The following is a 19,234-nucleotide window of genomic DNA, read 5'->3' on the forward strand; positions in this document are numbered from 1 at the left end:
GTTTTTTAACTTTTCTTATTGCGATAAATAGTGACAATTCCAATGATGATGAGTAGCAGTATGGAAATATAAAATCCTGGTCGAATGCTTTTTTCAGCAAGTGTACCTATAACCGTAATGCCTAACAACAAAACCCCGAATAATCCAACAAAGGAATGTAGCCTATTTCTTTGTTTTTGCAATTTCAAGGACGAAGCGATGATACATGCCCAATTGTACAGCAGTAATATCCCCGCTGCTGTGGTGATGTATTCGTAAATTTTTTCAGGTAATAGCAATGCGATGATAATAGATGCTAATAGACCAACTGTTGCAAGAGCTAGGGATGGTAGCGGTAAATTTTTAAATTTGTTGATCTTTTTTGCGAAAAGTTGAGGCGCATCACCATCTTTTGCTAAAGTTACGAGAAGTGTCATGACACCAAATAATGTAGCCGTCATTGCAGAAAAACCCGCAATGATAATAGCTGCATTAAATCCATGCTTAAAATAAGACAAATGATAATCAGCCAGTGCTGTAATAAAAGGACTTTCATTTGGATCAAATGCTTCAACTGACACCAAAGTAACGGAAAGACCAATAGAAACAATGTATATCAATGCTAATAGTAGGAGCATCAATTTACCTGATTTTGGTGCATCTTCCTTTTTCTTTAAACGAATCGTCATTAAGCCGATTACTTCAATTCCTCCAAAAGCATAAAAAGCATAAATGAGTGAGGACCAAAATCCTTGCCATCCACCAGTGAAAAGCTGTTTCAAGGAATTTGGAATCCCAGGTTGTTTGACATTGGTACCAGTAAACCAACCGAATAATGCCCCAAATGCCATGATAATGAATATGATAATAGCAGCTGTTTTAATAACTGCCAAAATGTCCTCTACCTTATCAAATCCTTTTGTTCCGAGTAATACCACTAAAATAGCAAGAATAGAGTAGATGGCAGCAAAAACCCATAGTGGGATATTTGGAAACCAAAGCTGTGTTAAGATAGAGAGAGCAATAAGTTGACTTCCCATTATTAGAATACTCGAACTCCAGTAATTCCATCCACAGCTGAAACCTGCCCATTTACCAAATGCTTTATTGGCATAGTAGCAAAATGAACCTTCTTGAGGGTCATCTGCGGACATCTTGGCAAGAAAATGGAATACAATATAGGTTCCAAGTGCTGCTAAAATAAAGGAAAAAACGATGGAAGGGCCAGTAAGGCTAATCCCAATACTTGAACCGAGAAAATAACCTGTTCCAATGGTGCACCCTATTCCAGTTAAGGAAAGCTGCCACCATGTCAGATCTCCTTTAGTAGAGGATTTTTGTCTTGTCATCCGATGCATGCTATAACTCCTTTACAATAACATGATCCTTATTGTACCCAAATCGTTTTAGAAAAACTCATTAGAAGAGCTTGAGTGAAGAAGCTTAAAAAAACGCATTATCCAAAGTTAGATAATGCGTTTAACGGAAGATTAAAAAATATGCTTGATAGCCGAAATAGACAGCAAACCCAATTAAGGAAATTCCTGTTATCATCGAAATCCATTTAATAGTGGTTTGATTAAGAAGATGCCGAAAGCTACTTGAAACACAAGCCATAAAAATATCCCACACGACCAATCCAATCACAATCGCTGCTGTATATAAAAACAAATGACTAGTATCATATTTGTGAATCGTATTAGCTAGGACAGATCCATAAATCCCTAGCCAAAAAAGAATCGAAAGCGGGTTACTAATGGAAATCAAAAATCCTGTTGTAAAAACTTTAAGTAAGCTGTCCTTTGATCGATGATTATCTGTCGTTAGTTTATGTGAACTTTTTAAGCTTTCGATCCCTGTATAGCCTAGTACGAATGTTCCAAATGACCAAAGGAATGTTTTCATTAGTGGCGTTTCCAAGAAATGTACTACCCCAAAAAATACAGCTAAAATAAATAATAATTCAGCAAATAAAGAACCAATCGCAAGGAACCATGAATGAAGGAAACCATTTTTAATTCCTTGATTAATTTGTGCAGCATTGATCGGCCCAAGCGGTGCCGCTAGTGATAATCCAAGAAAAACATAGCTGAAAAATATCCCCAAAGTTTTCACCCCTTAACAATATATGGCTTGTACTATTTCTATTCAATAGTTGGATAAGTAGAACAAGTGTGGAGATATTTGCGTAAGAGGCTAGGGAAACGGCATTAGATTTATGCCGTTTTCCTATTATTTCTTTTTGGGTAAAACAATCCTTTTATACATTTGTACTGTCAATAAATAGTACAAGAAGTAAATAATAAGGAAAATAACCACAGGAATCCAAAATTTTGTGAATGGTTCGATTAAAATAATGGAGAACATTTCCATTCCCACTAATACATGGACAAATCCGAGTAGGGCAGGGAATAAGAAGATCAAAAATAATTCTTTATGGATAGAATTGGATAATTTTTCTCTTCTCACCCCTATTTTGTTTAACATATGATATCTCTTTATATCAGCTGTGGCACTGGATAGTAATTTAAACATTAGCACACTCGCCATCATCATAAGAAAAGCGACGCCTAGAAACAATCCCATAAAAATAGTCCCACTTGCAAGGTTTTTTAAGGAGGTATAAGTTTCTGATTTACTTCCAATCATGAGTGGCTTTTCTCCGGTGTACGCTTTTGCAAGATTAACATGTTTTTTATCTATCTGTTTTAATATCTCGATATGATCAGTGAAGCTTTCCACTTTACCTAGTATTATTTGCTCCGCAGAAGCATTTAGCTGTTCAAAGCTTTGTTGATCAAGTATATAGAGTTCCCGTTCACCGAAAAGGCTAGGAGTTACCAAGAGTTCGGATCGGAAAGCCTCTAACCAATCTTCAGGAATTTCTCCTTGAGAATATTCGGGTTGACTTAGTGGTGTTGTTACTCTTTCCTCTACTGGTAATGCACTAGGATCATCACTATACGTTTTGATGGATGGTGGGCTGTTCTGTAAGTCATTTTTAAGAAAATAAACGCCATCCTCTGTCACCTTGTAGCTATAACTGTTTTTTTCAATGAATTCCCAGCTCTCGATTTCACTTAATTCTTCCTCGGTCGGTTGATGAATGGTGACATCATTTGCATGTACAAGAGATGCTTGAATAGCTGTATTGTGATAGAACGATAAGCCTGCAGCCATCGCCCCTAAACCTAACGCAATTAACATCGCAACCGTTCCAAGTACTTTTGTTAGCTGACTAATCCGAAATCGTAATTGAGCGAACGTGAAGGAATTTAGTCCTTTTTCATTGATAGAGCGAATTGATTTAACCCTTCTGATGAGAAAAGGTAACAATGCCATAAAGAAAAAGTAAGTTCCTGGTGTTACTGTAAATACAGCTACGATGACGCCAACATGTAGGAAGGTACCCATATGAATCATCACATAGTATCCAATAGCTATGAGGAGCAATGAAATAAACGCTCCTATAGCCGTTTTCCATCCTTTTGATGTGAGAATATCCGCCTTTTGTTCAGAATGTAACAATTCCAATACCGTTTTCTTAGCTACTTTCCATGCATTGACCATTGCTGTTAATAGAAAAAGAATCACATAGAAAATAATAGTTGTTATCAGAGAGGAAGGATAAAAAGGTTGAAATCCTTCTCCAGAGAAATTTAATTGATTCATGATCATTTTAGAAATGACTTCTGTGATTCCAACTCCAACAAAGAGACCGATGGCAAGAGAAATCATCCCTATCATTAGTGTCTCGATAAACATCATTTTTGTCACTTTGTTTTTCTTAGCTCCTAAGGTCATATACATTCCAAGCTCTTTTTGTCTTAATGACAAAATAAACGAAGTAGCATAGAAAATATAAAATATCGTGACAATCGCTAGGATAAAAGAACCCGCATGGAAGACGAACACAATTGGGCTAATCAAGGCATTTTCTTCAAGAAATGTTTTATTCTGAGCGAGTGTTTGAAACATATAGAAAATAGCAATGGATATGGTAAGTCCAAACAATAATACAAGATAATCCTTCCACATTTTTTTCATACTAGAGCTTAGTAGTTTAAAAAGCATTTTCCTTCTCCTTCCTTATGACATCTCCAAGCTAGAGAATTCTGCTAATACATTTAATATTTCTTGATGAAAGGCTGCTTGATCACTTAGCCGATGGATTTCCTTATAGATTGTGCCATCGTGAATAAACAAAATTCTTTCGCAATAGCTGGCACTAAGAGGATCGTGTGTGACAAGCATGATGGAAACTTCATGATGGTCGTTTAGCTGTTTTAATGTTTCCATTAAGCTTCGGGCATTTTTGGAATCCAATGCACCTGTAGGTTCATCTGCGAGGATTATAGCTGGTTCATGAACGAGCGCTCTTGCTGCAGCAGTTCGTTGCTTTTGTCCCCCAGAAACCGTAGCAGGATATTTTTCTAATATCTCGCTAATGCCTAGTTTATTGGCTACTTGTGTGACAAGTGGTTTAATTTTTTTAATAGAAATCCCTTGTAAGGAAAGAGGTAGGGCAATGTTTTCATAAATCGTTAAATTTTCTAATAAGTTAAAATCCTGAAAGATAAAACCTAACTGATCTGAACGAAAATCAGCTAACTCTTTTTGCTTCATCGAAGTAATATCTTTGCCCGCAATTTCAATGGTTCCAGATGATGCTGTATCAAGTGTGGATACGACGTTTAATAGAGTCGTCTTCCCAGCTCCTGAAGGGCCCATGATTCCAACAAATTCCCCCGGATAGATATCAAATGATACATCATCTAATGCTTTGAAGTTTGTTTCAGATTTTTTTCCAAATATTTTTTGAACATTTTTTACATGTACAACGGATTGTTCCATGTTTTTTCCCTCCTGTAACAATTTGCTGTTTCTATTGTAGACTAGCCCTTTATAGATTACCTATCGATTTTTCTTTCAAGTGTCTTACATTTTTGTAAGAATAAAAAAGAAGCCATCTTAATCGATGACTCCTTACTTCAAATTTTCTATAAATTGGTTTAATTGTTTCCGGTCACTTAAATGACCATTACAAACTGCTGGATCCTTACAGATATAATTTCCTTTTTTGGAATAGGTTCCACGAATTTTGCCTTTCTTCTCACTCGTAAATAACGATACTTCTTCAAGTCCATTGCAGATGGAACAGATTCCTTTATGTTGTGTGGTTTCTAAATAACCTTGCACACCTATGAATTTATCTTTGAAAGGTACGATCAAAAAGCTTTTATTTAATCCCTTGTCAAACCAACGAAGATAGACGGTTTCTTTAAAATCCAGCTCAGAAAGGTCAGGGGCTTTTAATTTTTTTATTTTTGGGAAAAGCTTTCGAATCCTTTGCTCCGATATCTCAGGAAAAGGAATGACAAGTTCTTTCAGGGATAGAAGATATTCCTCCATATCCTCTTTATTTTTTAATTGTAAAATATGATCAATTCGATCTTTTTGTTCGGATGTTATTGACTCAAGATTTTCCGTTGCCTTTTCATATGCCATCGTCTTGGCTGCATCTTGTACATGCTTATCTGTAGTGGTGGATAATGCATTCACAATTGCTTTCGCTTGTTTTCGAATTAGATGGAATTGATCTACTGTAAGAAAAGCTTCCATTGTTACCACACTCCTCATTTAAAGTGTAGCAAATATTGTGAGATGTAACTATGGAAAAAATACTCTTAGAGCAATTTTTCTTTTTTCTTGGCATAAATAATTTTCTTTATCGATTCTGTGGATAAATGATAGACCCGAGCAAGTTCTTCCATTGATTTTCCGGACCGAAAAGCTTTTCGAATTTCCTGATTGCGTTTATCTAAATACTGTCTACTCCCCGAACAAATTCCCCACTTTTGATAGGAATTCGCTCTTTTAGGGATATAGATAGTTTCTCCTTGAATGTATTCTTGTATCGCGTCTAAAAGCTCTTTTGGTAAAATTTCATGCGCCTTCATTTCAAGCCAGCTCCTTATTATTTTGTTTATCATAAGGGCAAAGCCTAGTAGCGCTTATCAGGCGATAATAGTGGTATCACCCCTAGCAAAGTATCGCCTCAATCTCTAGGCTTTGCAGGGGCCAGTGTAAATTCGGGCAATTGTCTTGCCATCCCAAACACCTCCATTACTATTACAGTTTACCTCAAGTTCGCTTTTTTTTGAATAGAGAAGGCACTCGCAAAAATACAGTGGAGGTTGCAAAAAAGCGAGAGTCACTTGCAAAAATACAGCCGAAGTTGCAAAAAAACGGGAGGCACTCGCAAAAATAAAGTGGAAGTTGCAAAAAAGCGAGAGCCACTCGCAAAAATACTGCGGAAACTACAAAAAGCAAGCACTACTCGCAAAAAATTATCTCTTAAACAAACTAGACAGATCATATCTCGCATTTTTCGTAATACCAGATCTTTTCATGCCTAATGATTGAAGTAATCTAGAAGGGGTATAAACAGAATCCATGCAAAGAAACCATCTGGCTTGGCGATTAGTAATCGTATGACCGAATAGGTAATAAAAATCTTCAAGTGCAGCTAAATGCGCTAACGAATTTCTTTTTTTACATTTCGGACATTCCCAAGAACCATAGATGCGCCGCATAATCATAGGCTTACATCTGTTGCAAAATACGCCTCTTTTTATTTTGGGAAATATCTTGTCATTAGGATTTATAAATGCACTACCACGTTCCTCGTGCAGAGATATTAATTTTCTGCCTAGATGGTATAATTCATTTCTTTGTAGAAGTTTGGTTGGATATTTTTGTGTGATCCTCTTAAGCCTTGCAGGGAGTTGTTGAGAGGTGATTAAATCAGGGTGGTTGAAAGTAAGGTGAACCTTCTTATGTGTAAAAACAACGAGGGTCTCAATTGGGATTGTGGGGTAGCCATGTTTATCCAAGAGCTGAATTAGTTGCTCTTTTTGCAATTCTACTTGGGTCAATGGATTATCAAAAACTTCCTCTGATCCTTCTTCTTGAAGTTGAATTAATTGATTTGCTTCATTTAGTAGAATTTTATTTTTAAAATTTTTCACCTCTGTTATCAAGAAAAATCCTTCAAATAAATAGAGACCATCCATTTGAAATTTGTTTCCATTTAAGTTTAAACGTAATCCATATAAATCGTAATGTGTGGAAATGGAGGAAATCTCTAAATAGTAAGGAAGGCTAGCTTCACCTAGGTATCCTGCGAGTTCGCGTCCTAGTTTTTCTTCGAGTGTCGTAGAGAGAGTTGTGCAGCGGTTATTTAAAGCTTCTAAGTGACGTAGGTGCAGCGTCTTTCGAGGGGGGAGAGGATAGAAATGGGGAGTCACTCCTTATGCATAAATTTTCCTTATTATAGCATAGCCTCTTATCTGAAGCCACCATATGGTATACTAATTTTAAAAAGGAGCGTGGAGTAATTGGAAACAAAAAATCAAGCATTTTTTCGTACATTTAATGAAGCATTCGTTAAAGGAGATATTGAGAAGATTCTCGCTAGTGTTACAGATGATATTGTATGGCGCATGGTTGGTTCCGATACGATAAACGGAATAGAAGCCTTAACCCAAGCATTGACGGGTATGGATAATGATAGTGACTTTGAATTAGAAATCGAGTATATGATTACACATGGGAAAGAAGCAGCGGTTAATGGAATGATTCATTCTACCAATTCGGATGGTGAACAGAAGCATTATAGTTTTTGTGATATCTATCGATTAAATAAGCATAAGGATGGAAAAATTAAAGAGATCATCAGTTATGTGCTGGAGGTTCACTAAATAGATGTTTGTTGCGATTACACAAAAAACCCTTCATCCCATGAAACAGCTTTGGACATTTGGCTTAGAAGAGGCAAAATCTTGCTTTTTTGCTGTTATTATTTTTTCAACACTTGCCATTACCCAAATAATGGAGACTTTATTTATTCCACGTTATGATTTTATTCTATTAATTTGTCTATTAACGCAAGCTTTTATGATGATAACTAAAATGGAAACATGGGATGAGGTAAAAGTTATTGGTGTTTTCCATGTAATTGGTCTTGCGTTAGAAATTTATAAAGTACATATGGGATCATGGAGTTATCCTGAAGAGTCGTGGAGTAAGGTATTCGGTGTTCCGCTTTATAGTGGCTTTATGTATGCAAGTGTTGCAAGTTATTTGTGTCAGGCATGGAGAAGACTCGATGTAGAGATAGTTCATTGGCCAAAGACATGGGCTGTCTTCCTTCTGAGTGCTGCTATTTATTTCAATTTTTTCACCCATCATTATATTTATGATTTTCGTTGGCTCTTAAAAATTGCAACTATCCTATTATTCTTCCGTACCATCGTTTACTTCAAGGTGAATGCCATTACGTATAAGATGCCTGTTGTCCTTGCATTCGTATTAATTGGTTTTTTTATTTGGATAGCAGAAAATATTGCTACCTTCTTTGGGGCATGGCAATATCCTAATCAATCAGAAACATGGCATATTGTTCACTTCAGCAAAATCAGCTCATGGCTATTATTAGTCATTGTTAGCTTTTTAATTGTGGCTATGCTTAAGCATATAAAAGGGAAAAGAGAATAACTTTCATCACATGGATGCGATAATCGCATCCATTTTTTATTCTGAGAAAAGTTTCCTTGAAGAAATATTCTTGACAAAATGAAAATATTGCGTTAATTTTTAGTTACAACAAAAAGTTTCCTTAGGGAAAAAGGAGAGGAGATTAAAATGAAAAGGAAATGGAGTTTATTTTTGACACTGGGATTTGTTCTATTTTTGGCAGCTTGTGGGAATGAAGTAGAATCTTCTAAGAATGATTCAAGTAGTGACAAAGTGAAAGTAGTCACAACGATTGCACAAATAGGAGAACCACTATCTGTGATAGGAGGAGATCGTGTAGAGGTCGAAAGCTTAATGGGGCCATCCGTAGACCCACATTTATATAATCCAACACAGAGTGATGTGAAAAAGGTCGATGAAGCAGATGTTATTTTTTATAATGGCCTCGATTTAGAAGTGAACATGAAGAAAATGTTTGAAGAAATAGGCGATTCTAAGCCCGTTTTAGCCATTGGGGATACCATTTCTGAAGATTCTTTGCTAGAGGATGAGGAAGGAGCAGTGGATCCGCATATTTGGTTTGATATTGATTTATGGAAGCAAGCACTAGAGGCTGCAGTGGAAGAATTGAAGGAATTTTCACCGGATGATGCAACATATTTTGAAGAAAATAAACAGGAGTATTTTGCAGAATTAGATCAGGTGAAAAAGGAAGCAGAGGTACTTCAGATTATACCTGAAGAAAACCGAGTTCTCGTCACAGCCCATGATGCATTTGGTTATTTTGGAAATATGCATAATATGGAAGTGATTGGACTGCAAGGGCTAAGTACGGAGGATGAGATAGGTGTTTCTGACATTAATGACACGATTGATATCATTAAAAATTACTCTGTGCCAGCAATCTTTGTCGAAAGTAGTATCAATCCTGACTCTATAGAAGCAGTGATTGAAGGGGCGAAGAATCAAGGAATAGATGTATCCCTTGGTGGCGAGCTTTTCTCTGATGCAATGGGTGATCCTGAAACGGAGGAAGGTACATATGTAGGAATGTACCGTCACAATATCGATACAATCTATGATTCCTTAAGTAAAGGGGAGGAATAACTTGACACATTCAGCACTAAAAGTAGTCAATTTAGCTGCATCCTACCGAAAAAACAAGGTATTATATGATGTTAATTTCGACATAGAGGCCGGGTCTCTAACAGGTGTTGTTGGTCCAAATGGTGCAGGTAAGTCCACATTAATCAAAACAGTTCTAGATCTCCATCCAGCTTTAACTGGGGAAATAGAATTTTTCGGTTTACCCTTTAAAAAAGCAAAAAAGAAAATTGGTTATGTTCCTCAACGAGGTTCCGTTGATTGGGATTTTCCTACAAATGCATTAGATGTTGTCACAATGGGGTTGTACGGTAATATTGGTTGGTTAAAACGTCCAACACGAGAGGATAAAGAAAAAGCATACGAGTCACTAGATAAAATGGGGATGGCGAGTTATGCTAATCGACAAATTAGTGAGCTTTCTGGTGGACAGCAGCAAAGAGTATTTTTGGCACGTGCATTAGTGCAAGACGCTGAGTTATATTTTATGGATGAACCACTAGCTGGAGTGGATGCGGCAACAGAGAAAGCAATCATGAAAATCTTGCAAGAATTAAAGAATTTAGGTAAAACGGTTCTCGTTGTCCATCATGACCTTCAAACAGTTGAAGACTATTTTGACCATGTTCTCCTATTAAATAAGACAGTCATTCATTATGGGAAAACAGAAACTACCTTTAATCCGACTAACATCTCAGAAACGTATGGAGGGAATATGTTGTGGATTACCTCCGGAAAGGAGAATGGTCATGTGGTCAGCTCTTTTAACAAGTAATACACAGTGGGTTCTGATGAGTACAATGGTTTTGGGAATTGCTGCAGGAACGATAGGATGTTTAGCATATTGGAAGAAGCAGAGCCTGATGAGTGATTCATTGGCTCATGCTTCTCTTCCTGGGGTTGTGATAGCCTACCTATTATTTGCGAGAAAGGATTTGTATCTATTAATTGCTGGCGCTGCAGTTAGTGCATTGCTCGGTGCTGTTTTTATCCAGACAATTCGCAAAAATTCAAGAATCACGGAGGATACAGCGATGGGGATGATCCTGTCGGTTTTTTATGGATTAGGCATCATGCTATTAACGATTGTTAATCGGTCAGCTGGTGGAAACCAGGCAGGCCTGGATAGTTTTATCTATGGGCAGGCAGCAGCAATGGTCCGATCAGACGTATGGACAATGATTATTCTTGCCTGTGTATCTATAATGATTGTTGTCATGATGTTCAAAGAATGGAAAATATATTTGTTTGATCCTGACTTTGCAAAAGGAATTGGCTTATCTTTAAAAGGAATGAATGTGTTATATACCTTAGTACTTGTCACAACCATTGTTATCGGGATTCAAGCAGTAGGAGTTATTTTAATTGCTGCATTAATCATTATACCACCTGTTAGTGCTAGGTATTGGACACACTCCTTTGGAAAGATGTTGTTATTGTCCGCATTGTTTGGTGGATTAGCTGGAGCGATTGGTACGGCAGTAAGCACCCTTGGAAGTGGATGGCCAACAGGCCCGTTTATTGTTCTATTTGCTTCGATTCAATTTGTTTTCTCACTTGTCTTTGGTATACAAAAAGGGATCTTAGTGAACTATTATCAATTTAAGAAGCGACAAAAACTAGCACAGCTTCATGCTCAGGGGGTGGGTAAATGACTTACTCAGCATGGATTATTTTAACTGCATGCTTAGTTGGTGCAACTTGTGGATTAATTGGCGTCTTCTTAATACTGAGGAAAATGGCGATGATGGCTGATGCGATTAGTCACACGGTTTTATTAGGAATTGTTATTGCTTTTTTAATGACAAGAGAGTTAAGCGGTCCTCATATGCTTATTGGGGCAATCATAGCAGGTTTATTAACAGCCTTCTTAGTACAATGGCTCCATACATTGGACATTGAACAGCATGCCTCGATGGGTATTGTATTTACGACATTATTTGCTATAGGGGTTATCCTAATTGCAACATCGGTGGGGAATGCGCACCTAGATGTAAAGCATGCCCTTATGGGAGAAATTACATTTATTCCTTGGGAAACAACTGCTGTGCCACTTTTGGGTAATATACCTGTTGCAACTACCATGCTTGGGTTGGCGTTTGTGATTGTTTTATTTTTTATCCTTGCCTTCTATAAGGAATGGAAAATCACTTCTTTCGATCCAGCTCTTGCTGCTAGTTTAGGAATCCCTGTACTTATTTTGCATTATGTTTTTATGAGCCTAGTATCTGTAACAACAGTGGCTGCTTTCGATGCTGTTGGAGCTATTATGGTCGTTGCGATGTTAGTCACTCCTGCTGCTTCTGCTTATCTTTGGACAGACAAGCTATCGGTTATGCTCGTCATGAGTAGTTCATTCGGTGTTTTGTCCGCTATTTTAGGCTATTATATTGCTACTGTTATCGATACCTCTATCTCAGGATCAATGGCTTTAGCTACAGGAGTTATATTTATTATTAGTTTTTTATTCTCTCCAAAGCATGGTTTAGTCTCCAAGTGGGTAAAGCCAGCCACAACTGATGTAATGCCCTAGAGGATTCGACTCACAGACCACCGTAGATGCACTACATACGGTGGTCTAGTCTTTTTTTCTGAATCGATCCTTTATTTTTTCTGATCTGTAACATTACGGTTATACACCTTTTCAATGTAGCCAATATAGCCCTTTAACTTCTTTTCTTGTTGTTCTCCTTCGAATTTAATGGCAAGTGATGCTAGAATAAGAATACTACTACACATAGCTAACCAAACTAAGATACCGAGTAAAATATTCATGAACACACCCTCCTTACCATTATCTTAGAGGATGAAACGCGTTCCATAGCAAGAGTTTTTTAAAAAAGGATGAAAAATATGGCAAATATTCGTGATATAGCAAATCTAGCTGGCGTATCTGTAACGACCGTTTCAAGAGTATTAAATAATCATCCTTATGTAAGTGATGAGAAAAGAAGAGCAGTATTAAACGCAATTCAAAAGACAAACTATCAAATAAATATGAAGGCTGTTCATCTTAGTAAAGGAAAGTCGCGATTAATCGGAGTGGCGGTGCCATTTGCTAATAATCCTTATTTTGGTTTATTGGTCGAGGGGATCACCAAAATGGCTTATCAACATCAGTATCATATTGTATTAATTCAAACTAATTATGAAAAAGAACGAGAACTAGAAGCGTTAAACATGCTGAAGCACAAACAAATTGATGGGATAATCATTTGTTCCAGAATTTTGGATTGGAATACAATAAAGCCTTATGCAGGATATGGCCCATTAGTTGTTTGTGAAAAAGCTACGGATATAGATTACGTACAATCTGTATATGTGGATCATTATCAGAGTTTTACAAGGGCCCTCCATTATTTATACGATAAAGGTCATCGACAAATTGGCTACTGTATTGGGCGAGAAACAGGTTCCAATAGTTATTATCGAGCAAAGGCTTATCAAAACTTCTTAAAAGAAAAGGACCTTCCATTTTTGGACGAATTCGTTTTTACGGAAAACTATTACTTTGAAGATGGGAAAAAGGTGGTAAAAATGATCATAAGTCAATCAAATGCCCCTTCTGCTCTACTAGCAAGCGATGTCGTAGCAGCTGGAATTCTTACTGCCTGTCAGCACAACGGAATAGCTGTACCAGATGATTTAGCTATTATTGGCTTTGACAATCAACCCATCGCAAAGGTGATGAATATAACTACCTTTGAGATTCCAATTGTAGAAATGGGAGAAAAGTTATTTTTACAAGTAATTGAAAAAAGGGAAAATAAGCACGAAAAATTAGAGGTAACTTTGATTGAAAGGAACACGGTATGACGTTCTTTCTACCATGCTTGAATCTTGAAAGCTAATGCAGGTCTACCATTATAAGTAGCTCTTTCAATTTTGCAACTATCCGATTATTTTTGCGAGTGGCGCTCTTAATTTTGCAACTATCTGATTATTTTTGCGAGTGGCGCTCTTAATTTTGCAACTTTCATATTATTTTTGCGAGTGGCGCTCTTAATTTTGCAACTATCATATTATTTTTGCGAGTGCTACTCTTAATTTTGCAACTTCTATATTATTTTTGCGAGTGCTGCTCTTAATTTTGCAACTACTATAGTATTTTTGCGATTAGCGCTCTCATTTTTGCAGCATATAAAAACCCAGACTGGAATAGTCTGGGTTACCGTCTATTATTATTCTGCTATAACAAACTCAAATGATCCGCTTAATTTGATTTCTTTACCGATTAAGACTCCCCCAGTTTCTAGTGGAGCATTGTAGGTTAAGCCATAATCTTCGCGGTTAATCTTTCCTTCAAGATCAATACCTGCAACAATATTACCACTCATTGGATCCTTTGCTTTTCCATTATACTCTACAACGAATGTTTCTTCATTTGTTGCATCTTTAATTGTCACATCACCAGTCACTTCGAACTCGGAGTCACTAATTTTTTTGACAGATTTACTTGAAAAAGTAATGTTAGGATAGCTTTCCGCGCTAAAGAAATCATCTGATTTTAGGTGACCATCACGATCCTCGTTGTTGGTATCAATAGACGCTACTTTAATGGTTACATTTACACTTGCCGCTTCAAGGTTGTCAAAGTCTCCATTGAAATCCACATCAAAATCATGGAATTCACCTTTCGCTTTAGATACCATCATATGTTTTACTTGAAAATGAATCCCACTATGCACTTTATCTAACGTTACATTTGCCATTTTAAAATTCCTCCTAAAAAAATATAATAACTTACTTTATGTAAGTAAGTATACAAATAGAATTAGATTACGTCAAGTAATTTAGTTATTTTATTTCTGTGCTTTTTTTTGGTATACTACTGATAAAGAGGTGAAAGGAATGACTGATAAAACGATTTGTCCAAAATTTGAATCAGCATTAGATATTTTAAATAAACGTTGGACGGGTTTGATCATATTTCAATTATTAAAAGGATCTCAGCGCTTCTCAGAGATTGAGTCATCGATTGGAATTAGTGGGCGCGTTCTTTCTGAAAGGCTGAAGGATCTTGAAAAACAAGGAATTGTCAAACGCGTCGTATATGACGAAACCCCAGTTAGAATTGAGTATTCCCTTACAGATAAAGGTTATGCATTAGAGCCTGTACTTCATAGTATTCAGCAATGGGCAGATGCTTGGATGGACTTAAAGGCTATCCTATAAAGTTTTTATAGAACTCTACCCCTAGTCAAAGTGATTAAACATGCAAAAGTGAAGAGGATGCTCTTCGCTTTTGTTATTTACATAGAGGAGGCTTTTGGATGAAAGTAATATTAGACTGTGACCCTGGCCATGATGATGCCATTGCGATTATTTTAGCAGCTTCGAGGATAAGTCCATTAGAATTAGAAGCAATCACAACGGTTGCCGGAAACGTAGAAGTAGAAAAAAATACACTGAACGCACTAAAGGTGTGTGATATGATTGGTCTAGAGAGTGTACCAGTTGCGCAGGGTGCAACTGGACCGTTAGTGAGAAAAGCAGTGATTGCAGAAGAAATTCACGGAGAATCAGGACTAGATGGGCCAAAGCTCCCTCGGCATCCATCTAAAACAGCTATTGATCAGCATGCAGTGGATGTTATTATTGAAAAATTGTTAACAACAAATGAGCCAATTACACTTATCCCAACAGGTCCATTGACAAATATTGCGCTAGCGTTAATTAAAGAACCACGGATTAAAAATAATATTCGCGAAATTGTCCTGATGGGCGGTGGAACATTTGGTAATTGGACACCAGCTGCGGAGTTTAATATTTATGTGGATGCAGAGGCAGCAAAAGTAGTTTTTGAAAGCGGAATACCAATAAAAATGTTTGGATTGGATGTGACACATCAGGTTCTCGCTACCAAACAAACAGTAGCAGATCTAAAGTCCATCAATCATACGATAGCGACATTCGTATCAGAACTACTAAGCTTTTTTATCCAGGCATATAAAAATCAATTCGACTTTGATGGAGGACCGATTCACGATGCGTGCACGGTTGCTCATTTAATCGATCCAACTATCTTTACCTTTGACCATGTCCATGTCGATATCGAAACAAAAGGCGAATATTCTTATGGAATGACCGTCATTGACAAACATGGCGTAACAGGAAAGCAACCTAATGTTTACATAGCGAAGGGTTTAGATCAGGGAAAATTCTGGTCCTTATTTTACAATGCGATTGCTTCTTATGCAGAGTGAGGAGAGAGTAATGATGAAGAAGCCAAAGATCACAGTAATTGGTAGTATAAATATGGACTTGGTGACTTCTACCGACAAATTCCCAGAACAAGGGGAAACGATCAGAGGGACACAATTCCAAACAAGTCCAGGTGGTAAAGGAGCGAATCAGGCTGTTGCTGCGGCTAGACTAGGTGCTAATGTCAACATGATTGGGCTTGTAGGAGAAGATAGTTTTGGAGAACAGCTTCTTACTAATTTACATAATGAGGATGTGGACGTGACAAATGTTGCTAAACAAAAAGGAACTTCCACAGGCTTGGCGAATATTGTATTGTCGGAAAAGGATAACCGAATTATCATTATTGGTGGAGCAAACGAATATGTCATCCCATCCTATTTGGAAAAGTGTAAGGAAGCTATCATTGAAAGTGATTATGTTTTACTTCAATTCGAAATACCGAAGCAAACGATTGAGTATTGTTTGGAGATTTGTGCTGAACACCATATACCTGTCATTGTCAATCCAGCCCCAGCGATGAAGTTATCTAAGAAAGCTTGGAAACAGGCTACCTATATTACTCCTAATGAAACAGAGAAAAAGCAATTATTCCAGAATCAACTGGATGAGAGGTTTATTATCACTGAAGGAAAACAAGGAGTTTCTTATATGGAGGATAATCAGCCAAAGCATGTCGCTGCTCATGATGTAGAGGTGCTGGATACAACAGGTGCAGGGGATACATTTAATGGAGCACTAGCTGTTGCGTTAGCAGAAGGGCGTAGTGTAACAGATGCCATTATTTTTGCAAATGGTGCTGCAGCTCTTTCGGTTCAGAAGATCGGTGCACAAAGTGGAATGCCAACTAAAGAGCAAGTATTCAATTTTTTACATAAGGATTGATCAAAATGACAAATATATTAAAAAATGATTGGGCAGAAGTCCTTGATGATGAGTTCCAAAAAGATTATTATTTGAGGTTACGAAGTTTTTTAAAAGAAGAATATCAGAAATTCACCATATATCCAAATATGTATGATATTTTTAATGCCCTCCATTACACTGATTTTGCTAAAGTAAAGGTGGTAATATTGGGACAAGACCCTTACCATGGACCAAATCAAGCACATGGACTAAGCTTTTCCGTTAATCCGGGTATTGCGATTCCACCTTCTTTGAAAAATATATATAAAGAATTAGCTGATGATATTGGATGCCCCATTCCAAATCATGGATATTTAAAGAAATGGGCAGTAGAAGGAGTACTTTTGTTAAATAATGTGTTAACCGTAAGAGCTGGCCAAGCGCATTCTCATAAAGGTCAAGGCTGGGAGACTTTTACCGACAATGTCATCAAAAGCCTAAATCAAAAAGAGACACCGGTTGTTTATATCCTTTGGGGAGCGGCAGCACAAAAGAAACAAGCACTAATCGATATGTCAAAGCACTTTGTCCTAAAATCTCCGCATCCAAGTCCATTATCCGCACATCGAGGATTTTTTGGAAGTCAACCTTTTTCGCAGACGAACGAGTTACTTGAAAAAGCGGGACAACAACGAATTGATTGGGAGATACCTTCATTAAGTTAATCCAAGCATATAAAGTTTCATTTTTCATAGAAATAGATGATTATTAAAGCCATTTATGGTAAACTAACGCCTAGTGTAAGGAATACAAGGAGTTCGCTATTATGAAAAATGAAACTTTTTTTAATCGAATTTTTAAGAATTGGTCAGCAATCCATCATATTGTGACCTACTATTTATTAGCCGTTATAGTATCGACCATTATTATTAGTATGCCTATCTTTCATGAGGATGGGGTTCACTTGTCTTTTATTGATGCTATGTTTACGGCGGTTACTTCCGTAAGTGTAACGGGTCTTACTTCTGTTTCTATTGTCGAGACCTTTAACCCATTAGGCCAAGTAGCGATAGCGGTGATTTTACACCTTGGCGGAATTGGTATTATGACAATGGGTACTTTTATTTGGGTTATTTTAGGTAAAAAAATTGGCATCAAAAGCCGGAAATTAATTATGGCCGATCAAAATAGTAAAACCTTATCCGGATTGGTAAAATTAATGCTCGAAATATTTAAGTTAATGTTACTAATTGAGTTAGTTGGTGCGATAATCTTAACCATCCATTTTCTTAACTATTTTGATACTTTCCAGGAAGCTTTATTGCACGGGGTTTTCGGTGCGATTAGTGCAACAACAAACGGTGGCTTAGATATAACAGGTGCATCACTCATTCCATATGCCAATGATTATTTTGTTCAATTTATTAATATGGTACTTATCATTCTAGGTGCAATAGGCTTTCCGGTATTAGTGGAAGTAAAAGAAGTATTAAAAGGAAAAATGGAGGATAGGCACGATCGATATAAATTCTCTTTATTCACGAAAATTACAAGTGTTACTTTTTTTAGTCTTGTAGTTATCGGTTGTTTGTTGTTTTTACTCCTTGAGAGAAATGCCTTTTTAGCGGATAAAAGCTGGCATGAATCCTTTTTCTATAGTTTATTTCAATCTGTCACTTCTAGAAGTGGTGGATTGGCAACAATGGATGTGTCAGAGTTAACATTGCCAACACTGGTTATGACTAGTGCTTTAATGTTCATTGGTGCATCACCGAGCAGTGTTGGTGGGGGGATTCGAACAACGACATTTGCGATCATGCTACTTACGATTTGGAATTATGCAAAAGGTAACTCTGGTGTAAAGGTTTTTGGTCGTGAAATTCATCAAGAGGACATGCTTAGGTCTTTCATCGTTATTACAACGGCCATGATGCTTTGTGTGACAGCAGTTGTCCTCTTAACATACACAGAGGATTTTTCCCTAATCGCGATTGTATTCGAAGTAACTTCTGCCTTCGGGACTACCGGATTATCATTAGGCATTACTCCCGAGCTATCTAATTTTGGTAAGCTCCTAATTATGGCTTTGATGTTTATCGGTAGAATTGGAGTTTTCTCCTTCCTATTTTTAATTAGAGGAGATGCAGGTCAAGACAAATTTCATTACCCGAAAGAACGAGTTATAATTGGCTAAGCTCCCGGTGTGAACTGGGGGTTTTTTTGTTGAGAAATAGAGCACGATTCTGAGCCATTTGGCCGTTCAATTTAGACTAACGTAAGGATAAGAACCATTTTGGAAGGAGCAGCAGCTCAAAATGGTCGTAATAGCTAGGATAAGAACCATTTTGGAAGGAGCAGTGGCTCAAAATGACAGTTATAGCCAGGATAAGAACCATTTCGGAAGGAGCAACAGCTCAAAATGGTCGTAATAGCTAGGATAAGAACCATTTTGGAAGGAGCAGTGGCTCAAAATGGTCGTAATAGCTAGGGTAAGAACCATTTTGGAAGGTACAGCAACTAAAAATGCCCGTTATAGCCAGGATAAGATAAATTTACAAGAACT

Annotated in this window: 21 protein-coding genes; 12 read left to right on the forward strand and 9 right to left on the reverse strand. The window is 37.1% G+C overall.

The features are described 5' to 3' along the window. Positions 1-5: 5 nt before the first annotated feature. The 7 genes from DLJ74_RS19685 to DLJ74_RS19715 form a co-directional block, all read right to left on the reverse strand. Positions 6-1,328 carry an amino acid permease gene (locus DLJ74_RS19685; protein ID WP_109985858.1) on the reverse strand — a complete coding sequence of 441 codons (1,323 nt, stop codon included), beginning with the start codon at positions 1,326-1,328 and terminating at the stop codon, positions 6-8. Positions 1,329-1,458: 130 nt separating this feature from the next. Continuing rightward, positions 1,459-2,085 carry a LysE family transporter gene (locus tag DLJ74_RS19690; RefSeq protein ID WP_109985766.1) on the reverse strand — a complete coding sequence of 209 codons (627 nt, stop codon included), beginning with the start codon at positions 2,083-2,085 and terminating at the stop codon, positions 1,459-1,461. A gap of 126 nt (positions 2,086-2,211) precedes the next feature. Continuing rightward, positions 2,212-4,053 (reverse strand): ABC transporter permease, encoded by a 1,842-nt coding sequence (locus tag DLJ74_RS19695; protein ID WP_109985767.1) that lies wholly within the window; start codon positions 4,051-4,053, stop codon positions 2,212-2,214. A 15-nt stretch (positions 4,054-4,068) separates the two neighbouring features. Continuing rightward, complete coding sequence (locus DLJ74_RS19700) at positions 4,069-4,833, reverse strand: ABC transporter ATP-binding protein (RefSeq protein ID WP_109985768.1); 765 nt, start codon at positions 4,831-4,833, stop codon at positions 4,069-4,071. 132 nt (positions 4,834-4,965) lie between these two features. Beyond that, entirely contained in the window at positions 4,966-5,601 is a 636-nt protein-coding gene (locus tag DLJ74_RS19705; protein WP_181397691.1) for a FusB/FusC family EF-G-binding protein, read from the reverse strand. Positions 5,602-5,666: 65 nt separating this feature from the next. Next, the gene (locus DLJ74_RS19710) at positions 5,667-5,972 is read right to left on the reverse strand and encodes a CD3324 family protein (protein WP_342767761.1); all 306 of its coding nucleotides are present in this window, start codon (positions 5,970-5,972) and stop codon (positions 5,667-5,669) included. Between the two features lie 357 nt (positions 5,973-6,329). Beyond that, complete coding sequence (locus DLJ74_RS19715) at positions 6,330-7,289, reverse strand: nuclease-related domain-containing protein (protein ID WP_109985771.1); 960 nt, start codon at positions 7,287-7,289, stop codon at positions 6,330-6,332. A 90-nt stretch (positions 7,290-7,379) separates the two neighbouring features. On the opposite strand from DLJ74_RS19715, the gene DLJ74_RS19720 reads away from it, so the two are divergent. The 6 genes from DLJ74_RS19720 (at position 7,380) to DLJ74_RS19745 (ending at position 12,154) form a co-directional block, all read left to right on the forward strand. Next, entirely contained in the window at positions 7,380-7,742 is a 363-nt protein-coding gene (locus DLJ74_RS19720; protein WP_109985772.1) for a nuclear transport factor 2 family protein, read from the forward strand. 40 nt (positions 7,743-7,782) lie between these two features. Next, entirely contained in the window at positions 7,783-8,538 is a 756-nt protein-coding gene (locus tag DLJ74_RS19725) for a DUF817 domain-containing protein (protein ID WP_109985859.1), read from the forward strand. Between the two features lie 147 nt (positions 8,539-8,685). Continuing rightward, positions 8,686-9,624: a metal ABC transporter solute-binding protein, Zn/Mn family gene (locus DLJ74_RS19730; protein WP_181397692.1), complete on the forward strand. Its 939-nt coding sequence runs from the start codon at positions 8,686-8,688 to the stop codon at positions 9,622-9,624. Position 9,625: 1 nt separating this feature from the next. Continuing rightward, complete coding sequence (locus DLJ74_RS19735) at positions 9,626-10,396, forward strand: metal ABC transporter ATP-binding protein (RefSeq protein WP_109985774.1); 771 nt, start codon at positions 9,626-9,628, stop codon at positions 10,394-10,396. Next, on the forward strand, positions 10,371-11,276 hold the full coding sequence (locus DLJ74_RS19740) for a metal ABC transporter permease (protein WP_109985775.1): 906 nt from the start codon (positions 10,371-10,373) through the stop codon (positions 11,274-11,276). Before DLJ74_RS19735 ends, DLJ74_RS19740 begins: the two co-directional genes overlap by 26 nt. Beyond that, positions 11,273-12,154 carry a metal ABC transporter permease gene (locus DLJ74_RS19745; RefSeq protein WP_109985776.1) on the forward strand — a complete coding sequence of 294 codons (882 nt, stop codon included), beginning with the start codon at positions 11,273-11,275 and terminating at the stop codon, positions 12,152-12,154. The genes DLJ74_RS19740 and DLJ74_RS19745 overlap by 4 nt, the downstream gene beginning before the upstream one ends. A 71-nt stretch (positions 12,155-12,225) precedes the next feature. Here the strand turns inward: DLJ74_RS19745 and DLJ74_RS20595 are convergent, their stop codons facing one another. Then, positions 12,226-12,396 (reverse strand): hypothetical protein, encoded by a 171-nt coding sequence (locus DLJ74_RS20595; protein ID WP_181397693.1) that lies wholly within the window; start codon positions 12,394-12,396, stop codon positions 12,226-12,228. Positions 12,397-12,474: 78 nt separating this feature from the next. Here DLJ74_RS20595 and DLJ74_RS19750 point away from each other — a divergent pair, with 78 nt between their 5' ends. Then, a complete protein-coding gene (locus DLJ74_RS19750) occupies positions 12,475-13,437 on the forward strand; it encodes a LacI family DNA-binding transcriptional regulator (RefSeq protein ID WP_109985777.1) in 963 nt (320 codons plus the stop codon). A 365-nt stretch (positions 13,438-13,802) separates the two neighbouring features. Here the strand turns inward: DLJ74_RS19750 and DLJ74_RS19755 are convergent, their stop codons facing one another. After that, the gene (locus DLJ74_RS19755) at positions 13,803-14,333 is read right to left on the reverse strand and encodes a YceI family protein (protein ID WP_054860872.1); all 531 of its coding nucleotides are present in this window, start codon (positions 14,331-14,333) and stop codon (positions 13,803-13,805) included. 139 nt (positions 14,334-14,472) lie between these two features. Here DLJ74_RS19755 and DLJ74_RS19760 point away from each other — a divergent pair, with 139 nt between their 5' ends. The 5 genes from DLJ74_RS19760 to DLJ74_RS19780 all read left to right on the forward strand — a co-directional run bounded on the left by DLJ74_RS19760 (position 14,473) and on the right by DLJ74_RS19780 (position 18,865). Further along, a complete protein-coding gene (locus DLJ74_RS19760) occupies positions 14,473-14,796 on the forward strand; it encodes a winged helix-turn-helix transcriptional regulator (RefSeq protein ID WP_054789253.1) in 324 nt (107 codons plus the stop codon). A gap of 98 nt (positions 14,797-14,894) precedes the next feature. Next, entirely contained in the window at positions 14,895-15,827 is a 933-nt protein-coding gene (locus DLJ74_RS19765; RefSeq protein WP_109985778.1) for a nucleoside hydrolase, read from the forward strand. 13 nt (positions 15,828-15,840) lie between these two features. Next, positions 15,841-16,710, forward strand: a complete 870-nt coding sequence (gene rbsK, locus DLJ74_RS19770; protein WP_109985779.1) for a ribokinase — start codon at positions 15,841-15,843, stop codon at positions 16,708-16,710. A 5-nt stretch (positions 16,711-16,715) separates the two neighbouring features. Then, entirely contained in the window at positions 16,716-17,396 is a 681-nt protein-coding gene (locus DLJ74_RS19775; RefSeq protein ID WP_109985780.1) for a uracil-DNA glycosylase, read from the forward strand. A 101-nt stretch (positions 17,397-17,497) separates the two neighbouring features. Continuing rightward, positions 17,498-18,865 (forward strand): TrkH family potassium uptake protein, encoded by a 1,368-nt coding sequence (locus DLJ74_RS19780; RefSeq protein ID WP_109985781.1) that lies wholly within the window; start codon positions 17,498-17,500, stop codon positions 18,863-18,865. The last annotated feature ends 369 nt before the right edge of the window (positions 18,866-19,234 follow it).

It is taken from the genome of Gracilibacillus dipsosauri (assembly GCF_003176895.1).
In the GTDB taxonomy this organism is placed as follows: domain Bacteria; phylum Bacillota; class Bacilli; order Bacillales; family Amphibacillaceae; genus Gracilibacillus; species Gracilibacillus dipsosauri.